General features: G+C 46.5%; 4 protein-coding genes and 1 pseudogene. 2 read left to right on the top strand and 3 right to left on the bottom strand.

Translation table 11 applies throughout. From position 1 onward, the window contains the following. Nucleotides 1–986: glycosyltransferase (locus JF818_RS01290; RefSeq protein WP_198890186.1), on the bottom strand; the 986-nt coding region annotated here is incomplete at its 3' end. 118 nt (nt 987–1,104) lie between these two features. Between JF818_RS01290 and JF818_RS01285 the strand changes: the two genes are divergently transcribed. Both JF818_RS01285 and JF818_RS01280 read left to right on the top strand, forming a co-directional pair. Then, nucleotides 1,105–2,250, top strand: coding sequence for a UDP-N-acetylglucosamine--LPS N-acetylglucosamine transferase (locus JF818_RS01285; protein ID WP_198890185.1), 1,146 nt, complete (start codon nt 1,105–1,107; stop codon nt 2,248–2,250). 155 nt (nt 2,251–2,405) lie between these two features. Further along, nucleotides 2,406–3,440, top strand: coding sequence for a PTS transporter subunit IIC (locus tag JF818_RS01280; protein WP_198890184.1), 1,035 nt, complete (start codon nt 2,406–2,408; stop codon nt 3,438–3,440). Nucleotides 3,441–3,514: 74 nt separating this feature from the next. Here the strand turns inward: JF818_RS01280 and JF818_RS01275 are convergent, their stop codons facing one another. Next, entirely contained in the window at nt 3,515–5,326 is a 1,812-nt protein-coding gene (locus tag JF818_RS01275) for a hypothetical protein (RefSeq protein WP_198890183.1), read from the bottom strand. A 183-nt stretch (nt 5,327–5,509) separates the two neighbouring features. Continuing rightward, nucleotides 5,510–6,154, bottom strand: a pseudogene (locus JF818_RS01270) (hypothetical protein); the annotation flags it as partial.

Raw genomic sequence — 6,154 nt, 5'->3', positions numbered from 1 at the left:
CAGATATATCCACACCCTTCATCCTCGACTGAAAACCCCAAGCTATGATCTTCACGTAGAACTACCGGATGCGAGCTCGCCATCGCTTCCACAAAACCAAGACCTTGAGATTCGCGAACAGAGGAGGAGATGAATACATCTGAGATTCTATAATACAGATGGACATTTTCTGTAGGAACCGCTCCCGCAAATACCACAAGGCCTTCCAATCCCAGATCAGATACCTGCTTCTTTAGGCTCTCCTCCTTCGGTCCGCCACCCACCAAAAGTAGCCTGGCAGAAGGTTCAAGAAAGGAGAGAAGGAAGAAATCATCAATACTTCTGTTCACTCGTTTCTCGCTGGATAGTCGACATACGGATACGAGAATGCAATGATCCTCAGTGAAGCCAAAACTGGCGCGCAAGGAAGCAATTTCCTCTTTTCCAACCGGACGTTGGAATCGCTCCAGGTCGATACCACTGGGAAGGACGACAATAGGTTGTTTTACATGGTAACGCTCCAGCATATGACTGTGAGAAAGGGATGGACTGATCAGAAGATCACAATAACGTACCCGTCTCTTTACGATGGTTGCCATCATGGTATCCCAGAGCGTATGCCGAATACGGCGAGAAGCATCGTAGCGGGTAAAATCGGTATGGCAGGTGTGGATCAGTGGAATATCCAGTGCTTCTGCGATTCTTCTTGCCCAACCCATGGTAATGAACTCATTGTTGGAGTGTACAATATCGGGTTTCCAGGAGAGGATGTCATCAAGAAGAGGATCACGATAGGAAAAGGTCAACTGGGAATCCCTGAGAGGTTGTATCCGGCTTCCCTTCATGTAATAGACCCCTCCTGTATATGAGGAGACAGGAGATTTTCCTATGGTGAGCAAACGTACTTTATGACCAAGCTGGCCAAGCATGTTTTGTTCATTTACCACAACGGTCGTAACACCAGTAATATGCGGTAGATAAAAATCTGTAGTGATAAGAATTTTCACCCAGAACGCTCCTGAACCTCATGATACCGCGTACCTATCTTGGACGCAAGCAACGAGAAATATCGTAAAGACAGTTTCTCTACTTGTCCCAGTCCGGTTTATACCCTATTCTTGACGCATGCACATAGCATTTTTATACGTCGATGCAGGGAAAGGCCACATCACCCCTGCGAAAGCTTTGAGCGATGCCGCGCTCAGGCTGGGCCATACCACCGTTGTTGCTGATTTATTTGAAACAGTCAATGCCCCTATCGTCAATTGGATGAGTAAATCCAACTGGCGGTTGATGTTGCATTTTCCTCGTCTCGAGGCATTCATCGATCCCAAGCAGGACTCTTGGTTCAATGCAAGGCTGTTCCGATTCTTGGGGACACACAGCCATGCAATGAAGGACTTCAAAGCATGGTACGATGCCAATACCCCTGACTGTATTGTTGTTGCCCACTTTCTTGCTGGCTGTCTTATTCAACCAATCGTAGCAAAGCTAGGATTACCGATACCTGTATTCGAATATGCTACGGATGTTGTATTCACCCCTAGGCTGGGGATCAATTCTGCATTGGACCGATTTTATATCTGTACCCAGTTGGGGAAAGAACTTGCCATGGCGTTCGGACAAGAAGAAAAAACGATTACCATCTGTCCATTCCCCTTGAAAACACAGATGATGCACACGGTGATTCCCGAGAAACAGCAGGCAAGAAAAAACCTGGGTATGATGGACCGATTCACTGTCTTGCTCAATCTTGGGGGAGAAGGTATTGGAACAACCGATTTCCTTGAGGAGGTACAGAAAAGAAACCTCGATTGGCAAATCATCACAGTGGGAACACTCAGCAGTAGCACGAAATTACAGTACAAGCGTTTCAGGGAAAAGTATCCCTCCTTTCCTCTCTATACCCCCGGCTTTGTTGATAATATCCAGGACTATATCTGTGCCTGTGATGTACAGGCTGGCAAGGCAGGGGCCAATGCATTGATGGAGTCCCTCTATCTCAAGCGCCCCTTCCTGATCTCCAGCTTGCTCTATGCAGCAAAACCCACAACCGAGTTCTTCGAACGGCATAAGGTTGGCTGGGTAGAGAACACGATTAAGAAGCAGGTCGATATACTGCAGGCATACAGCGAGGACAGCCAGGCACAAGTGGCAATGAAGGAAGCTTTTGAAAAACTGTCTACCACCTTTGATAGTGATGCGTTTGCACACATGATCACAGAGGACGCAGAGAGATTTCACCAAGAAAAAGGTACCAATACTCAGTAAGAAGGGTATCTATCACCCATCACATGTCATCATCACACGCTCTTTCCAATGATTTCCCTCATACGGTATAGTCCTACGTAACGGAGGCCTCGTGTAAAACCAAGGTTTGTACACGTGCTAAGTCATCCACCAAATCCAATCAATAGGAGCTCTCTATGGCTGAAGGAATGATTTCTTCAGAGGGGAGGCAGGTGGGTGGTTATATCACCCGTGTTTTGAGCGGAATGGCTCAAGGTCTCTTTGCCTCACTCATCATTGGTCTTATCATCAAGCAAATTGGACATTACAGTTCCTTTCTCCTGCTCGAACACATCGGTATGGTTGCCCAGTACCTTACTGGTCCTGCAATCGGGATGGGAGTTGCAATCGCTGTAGGGGCTAGTCCTCTCGGAGTACTGGGAAGCGCTGTAGCAGGTGCTGTAGGGGCTGGAACCTTCTCCTTTACAAATGGGATAGCCCTGGCTCTCGGAGAGCCGGTAGGGGCTATGATAGCAGGTCTTGCGGCAGCGGAAAGTTCAAAAAAAGTTGCAGGAAAAACTGGTGTCGATATTCTTATCGTTCCGCTCACCACCATCTTGGTCGGATCATTGGTAGGATATTTCATTGCTCCTCCCATTGCAGCTTTGATGAAATACATTGGGGCATTCATCAACTCATTGACCACATTGTATCCACTGCCGATGGGTATCTTGGTATCTACCGTGGTAGGCATGGTACTCACCCTTCCGATCAGTAGTGCTGCGATCAGCATCAGCCTAGGGCTCGATGGGCTTGCGGCAGGAGCAGCAGTTGTTGGTTGTAGTTGTCAGATGATTGGCTTTGCAGTGAGCTCCTACAAGGAGAACAGACTCGGTGGGTTGCTGAGCCAAGGACTCGGAACGAGTATGATCCAGATTCCAAATATCTGGAAGAATCCCCTGATCTGGATACCCCCTACACTTACCTCTGCAATACTGGGACCAGTCAGCACTGTGCTTTTCAAGATGGAGAACAACAGCGCAGGGGCTGGTATGGGCACCAGTGGTTTGGTCGGTCAGTTCAACGCTATCGCAGTAATGGGATTGGAAGCTTGGCCGGTGGTTCTCTTGATGCACTTTCTACTCCCCGCTCTCATTACCCTCTTATTCAGTACACTTATGAGAAAAAAAGGGTGGATCAAGGACGGTGATATGTTACTTACATTGCGGTAATATCTCACTAGAGAAAAGAAAACCCAACATATTCCGTCACGGAGTGTTGGGCATTTTTTTGGCTTTTGATTGGATTAGAAGTAGAGTTCGAAACTCACTGATAGCTCCCATTCCACATCAAGGGGATCGATGGTTCCTTTCATTGCATCCATGACATCGAATAGATTGAAGCCAAGGGAGACACGCATCGGATGGCTTGGGAAGCGGTCAAGGACACCCCACCCTTCCATTCCCGCTGTGGCAAGCAGGGAATAACCTTGCTCTGCGTCAGGATTTCCAAATATCCCGATATCAAGGAAGGGGTTTGCATAAGATTTGGCAAATCCGAAATCGATGAACTCCATCATAAGGTTCAGGTTGAGTACACCCCCGTATGGGATCTTGTTATTTTCAAAAGTAATTGCATTTGAACGAGAGAGATATCCCCTGAAATAGTCGTGGATCCGTTCATCTTCATCAGAGGGAAGGAAGGAATATTTCGTTGGATTTAATCCAGAATAGAACCCATTGAACCGGAGGTGTGGATTGAATCTCCATATAACAAAGGGGAACCAAGTGATATTACTCTCGACATACCAATAACTCTTGGATGCAAACTCTTCACTCTGGTAATCACGGTAGACATGCTTGAAGTTGAATATAAAGCCTTCACGGTATTTATCCTTGCTGGAGAGGTAATTGACCCGTCCTCCGTTGCTGATTGTATTGGTATATTCCAGATACTGAGCCAAGGATTCCTCAGTATCCTTGTACTCAACTCCTGGCGTGAACGAGGTAGACCATCTCCAACCGAGGAAGGGGAGCTTGAAGTTCGTTCCGAGTGTTGTGGAGAGAGTTGCATCATTCAGATTCTCATCTGCTACTTTCTTGTTGGTAAGGAAGGTAATCTTGAAGGAAAGAGGTCTCGTGAAGAGTTTCAAGTCATGCTGAATCAAATTAGTTTCTGTCTTAAGGTTGGTAAGACCGGTATTCCACTCAAGAAGATTACTCAAGGTATACCGTCCCTCGTTCTGCTTGAATGGGCCATAGGTCCAGCTGAAGCCTTGGATTTTGGGATTCATTTCCTCAAATCCACTGGAAGGCTTATACTCCGCCCATGTCTTGACACTTACCCTTGTACCAAACAGATCTAGCCCTGTCCAGTTGATATCGTAATTGAATTGCTGAGCAGCATTAGGATCGATGACACCATCAAAAGAGAAGGCAAGCTTAGTCTCCATGAGACGAATACCTGTCCAATTGAGGTCATACTCAATCTTTCCGTCCGGGTTGCTGGTCTTCTGCCGTTCATAAAGGAAATTGAGACTCAGGTTCGTCTCACCGATGGCCACTCCTGTTACATCAAATTCCAGATGATCCTCGCGATTATCCCAACTTTCCAGTGTTCCATCATTCTGTGCGGTATAAGCAGTGAGATTGAGTAAACCAAAAGTCCCAAACAGGTTCGTATCCTTCGCTTTTACCCCAAAAAGAAACCCGGTCTCATCGTTGTCAAACTTCGGGTAAGGCAGTGCTAGAAAGGTGTTGGAATCTTCAATAAAGAATGTGACTGTGTAGTAAGCAATACCATCAGAAAAAGAAGAGAAGGAGTATTCATATTCAACGTTCAAGAAGAGCTGCTTATTGACCAGTGTCTGGCGTTTGGAATTCAGTGCCTTCAGGAACGCATCTTCTGTTTTCCAGACAGGGTCCCCATCAGCAGGAATAATGGCACTACGTAAGGCAAACTGTGTAGTCTTGCCCGAAACCTCAAACTCATACGATTGTATTGCATAGCCAGTAATATCTTCAGATGTCAACAATGTATTGGATTCAGCGGCAAGGCCCCCGATAAAAAGCAATAAAAAAAGGCATACCAAGAGGGCCTGTTTCTTCAATATATTCATACCACCTCAATTTTCCCGAAAACTTATGCTTATTGACAAGATTAGTTGCTTTGCTAGTCAGTGTCAACACTTAGTAAACAGAACTCTCATAAGGAGGTAACAGTGCTGTAGGGAATATCCTATTGGTACGCTTCTTTCCTGCAATAAAAAACAAAATGAACCTACGTTCTTTCCAACAGATGATCAATGCCACGTATAGGTGGCTCCCAAGGTGAACTGAAGATCATAGTAATAGGAATATTCCTTGGTCTTGGTAAGAAAATTGAGGGAGCTGTACACCTTCCACCCTTTTAGGCTCTTTCCTGCTTCCATCCCGATCTGTGTATAAAAAGTCGGACTACCCGTAGGCGTTGGATCGATCTCTCCAAGCTCCCATAGGGTGTTCTTCTCTACTGACCCATGCACCATCGCAAAAAGCCTTCCCTTGAGGTACCAATCATCAGGCACCTCATAGGAGAGCGCAGAGTGGAGGACGATGGCATCCCCCCCATATTGATAGCCAAGGTAGGTCTGGTCATAGACAATATCATCTGAATACCATTTTCTCAGAGCCACAACATAGTTGAGGCTATCCATCTCACCTATTTGGCTTGCATTGCCATCGATGCTTCTCAGGTAGAAATAGGGATCGGTGTAGACTCCTTCCAGATGACCGGAGAGCACCCCTTCCTCCAATGGCTTCTCCATTCTCAGGCCGAGCATGAATGCAAGACCGTTGGGATGCCTGTCTTCTCTGGCAAGCTCCCACTCATCGGGACCAAATGCAAGCTCGTCTACAGCAAATTGGGTGTAGATGTTCCACCCCTTCTTGAAGGTATAGTCCAGTTC

The sequence above is a fragment of the Sphaerochaeta sp. S2 genome (genome assembly GCF_016406725.1).
GTDB lineage: Bacteria > Spirochaetota > Spirochaetia > Sphaerochaetales > Sphaerochaetaceae > Sphaerochaeta.
This window is presented reverse-complemented; position numbering and strand designations above follow the sequence as displayed.